Source organism: uncultured Gemmiger sp. (genome assembly GCA_944388105.1).
Lineage (GTDB): Bacteria > Bacillota > Clostridia > Oscillospirales > Ruminococcaceae > Gemmiger.
The window spans coordinates 1-2,901 of record CALXHN010000170.1; the positions used below are offsets into that span (position 1 = coordinate 1).

At 59.6% G+C, this 2,901-nt stretch carries 2 protein-coding genes; one reads left to right on the plus strand and one right to left on the minus strand.

Annotated elements, in window-relative coordinates:
- Window positions 1–1,433 (minus strand): 2-oxoacid:acceptor oxidoreductase family protein (locus Q0K17_RS11240; RefSeq protein WP_294542997.1); only part of this gene is annotated, 1,433 nt, incomplete at its 3' end.
- Window positions 1,434–2,077: 644 nt separating this feature from the next.
- Between Q0K17_RS11240 and Q0K17_RS11245 the strand changes: the two genes are divergently transcribed.
- Window positions 2,078–2,901: pyruvate formate lyase family protein (locus Q0K17_RS11245; protein ID WP_294542998.1), on the plus strand; the 824-nt coding region annotated here is incomplete at its 3' end.

Below are 2,901 nucleotides of genomic sequence, written 5' to 3' on the forward strand. Positions count from 1 at the left end.
CTGCGGATGGGCTTGTCGCCGAAACGCAGGTGGCTGATGGTCACGCCGCCGGTCTTCTTGGAGTCATACTGGAAGTACGCCTGAATGTACTTGTCGGTATGGTCGCCGATGATCTTGGTGGAGTTCTTGTTGGCGCCGACAGTGCCGTCGCCGCCCAGGCCCCAGAACTTGCACTCCTTGGTGCCGGGAGCGGAGGTGATGGGAGCGGGCTTGACTTCGGGCAGGCTCAGGTTGGTGACGTCGTCCACGATGCCGATGGTGAAGCGGGCCTTGGGGGCATCCTTCTCCAGTTCCTTGTACACGGCAAAGACGCTGGACGGCGGGGTGTCCTTGGAGCCCAGGCCGTAACGGCCGCCGGTCAGGACGATGTCGTTCAGGCCGGCCTCACGCAGAGTGGCGGCCACATCCAGGTACAGGGGCTCGCCCAGGGAGCCGGGCTCCTTGGTGCGGTCCAGAACGGCGATCTTCTTGACGGTCTTGGGCAGGACCTTCAGCAGGGCTTCGGAGACCCAGGGACGATACAGGCGGACCAGAACCAGGCCGACCTTCTCACCCTTGGCGGTCAGGTAGTCGATGACTTCCTCGGCCACGTCGCAGATGGAGCCCATGGCGATGATGACGCGGTCAGCGTCCTCGGCGCCGTAGTAGTTGAACAGATCGTAGTTGGTGCCGATCTTGGCGTTGATCTTGTCCATGTACTTCTTGACAACGGCGGGCAGGGCATTGTAAGCGCTGTTGCAGGCCTCACGATGCTGGAAGAAGATATCGCCGTTTTCATGGCTGCCGCGGGTCTTGGGATGCTCGGGGTTCAGTGCAGCGGCGCGGAATTCCTCCACAGCCTTCATGTTGCACATTTCCTTCAGATCCTCGTAGTCCCACTTCTCGATCTTCTGGATCTCATGAGAAGTACGGAAGCCGTCGAAGAAGTTCACGAAGGGAACGCGGCCCTCAATGGCGGACAGATGCGCCACGGGGGACAGGTCCATGACTTCCTGGGGGTTGGATTCCGCCAGCATGGCGAAACCGGTCTGGCGGGTGGCGTAAACGTCGCTGTGATCGCCGAAGATGTTCAGCGCATGGGTCGCGACGGTACGGGCGGAAACGTCAAAGACGCAGGGCAGGCCCTCGGCCGCGATCTTGTACATGTTGGGGATCATCAGCAGCAGGCCCTGGGACGCGGTGAAGGTGGTGGTGATGGCACCGGTGCCCAGAGAGCCGTGCACGGCGCCGGCCGCACCGGCCTCGGATTCCATCTCAACGACCTTGACCTGGTTGCCGAAGATGTTCTTCAGCCCCGCGGCGCTCCACTGGTCAACGGTGTCGGCCATCGGGCTGGAGGGGGTGATGGGGTAGATGGCAGCTACGTCGGTGAACGCATACGCTACGTGGGCCGCAGCGGTGTTGCCATCCATGGACTGTTTTGCTCTTGGCATGTTTCTTCCTCCGTTTACTTCGGTGTGCCGAAGGCCGCCAAAGCCTAGAGACCCACCAATTTGGATTCAGCACCCGCACACGGGCATACGGGGCCCACGGACAGACCATGGCCCCGTACACTCAGTTTGCAGGAGAAAGTTTCCCCGCGCCGCAGCCCGTTTGTCGGGCAGCCCTGCGGTACAGGAACGCTTTTGCTTGCTCTCATTTTACCAAATTTGTTCCCGTTTCGTAAAGTAGTATTGCATAGAATGTTGTACGATTTTTTTGTTAAAATATTGGCAATTTGACGATTCTCTTGTGGAATGTTACCGTATTTTGCACTAGACCCTTGTGGAATAGATAGATATTTTGTATAATTCATCTTGTTGTCCCCCTATTTGACCGTATACAGACGATTTTTGGGATGCGCCGGGGTGATTTTCCCCCTTGCAAATTCCCGGAAATGTGGTAAAATAGGGGTCCGGGTGGTTAGCATTAACTAACCACCCGGCTGGAAGGTCCTGCCTGCGTTGCCTCAGCAACATTCCCGGCCCCCCGCCGGGGGTATACTGAGGACAGCACCCGGGACCGCGACCCCATCAGACCGCGCACCCCGCGTGTTTGGAACCACCCTTTTTTCCCTTTTTATAAGGAGGTACCGTCGATGTACAATTATCCCCAGTGGGAAGGCTTTGAAGGCCGCATCTGGAAAGAGGAAGTCAACGTCCGGGATTTTATCCAGAAGAACTACCGCCCCTATGACGGGGATTCTTCCTTCCTGGCCGGTCCCACCGAAGCCACCAACAAGCTGTGGGGCGCTTTGCAGGAACTGCAGAAGGAAGAGCGCGCCAAGAACGGCGTGCTGGACATGGAGACCGAGGTCGTCTCCGGCCTGACCGCCTACGGCCCCGGCTACATCAAAGAGGACCTGAAAGATCTGGAGCAGATCGTGGGTCTGCAGACCGACAAGCCCCTGAAGCGTGCCTTCATGCCCTACGGCGGCATCAAGATGGCGGAGCAGGCCTGCACCACCTACGGCTACCAGCCCAGTGAGAAGCTGCACGAGATCTTTACCAAATATGCCCGCACCCACAACCAGGCGGTGTTTGACGCCTACACCCCCGAGATGAAGAAGGCCCGTCACAGCCACATCATCACCGGCCTGCCCGACACCTACGGCCGCGGCCGCATCGTGGGCGACTACCGCCGTGTGGCCCTGTACGGCATCGACCATCTGATCGCCGCCAAGCAGGAGGACTTTGCCAACTGCGGCGACGGCACCATGACCGACGACGTCATCCGTCTGCGGGAGGAGATCGCCCTGCAGATCAACGCCCTGAAGGGGATGAAGGAGATGGCCGCCATCTACGGCTACGACATCTCCGCCCCCGCCAAGGACGCCAAGGAAGCTGTCCAGTGGCTGTACTTCGGCTATCTGGCCGCCATCAAGACCCAGAACGGCGCCGCCATGAGCGTGGGCCGCATCTC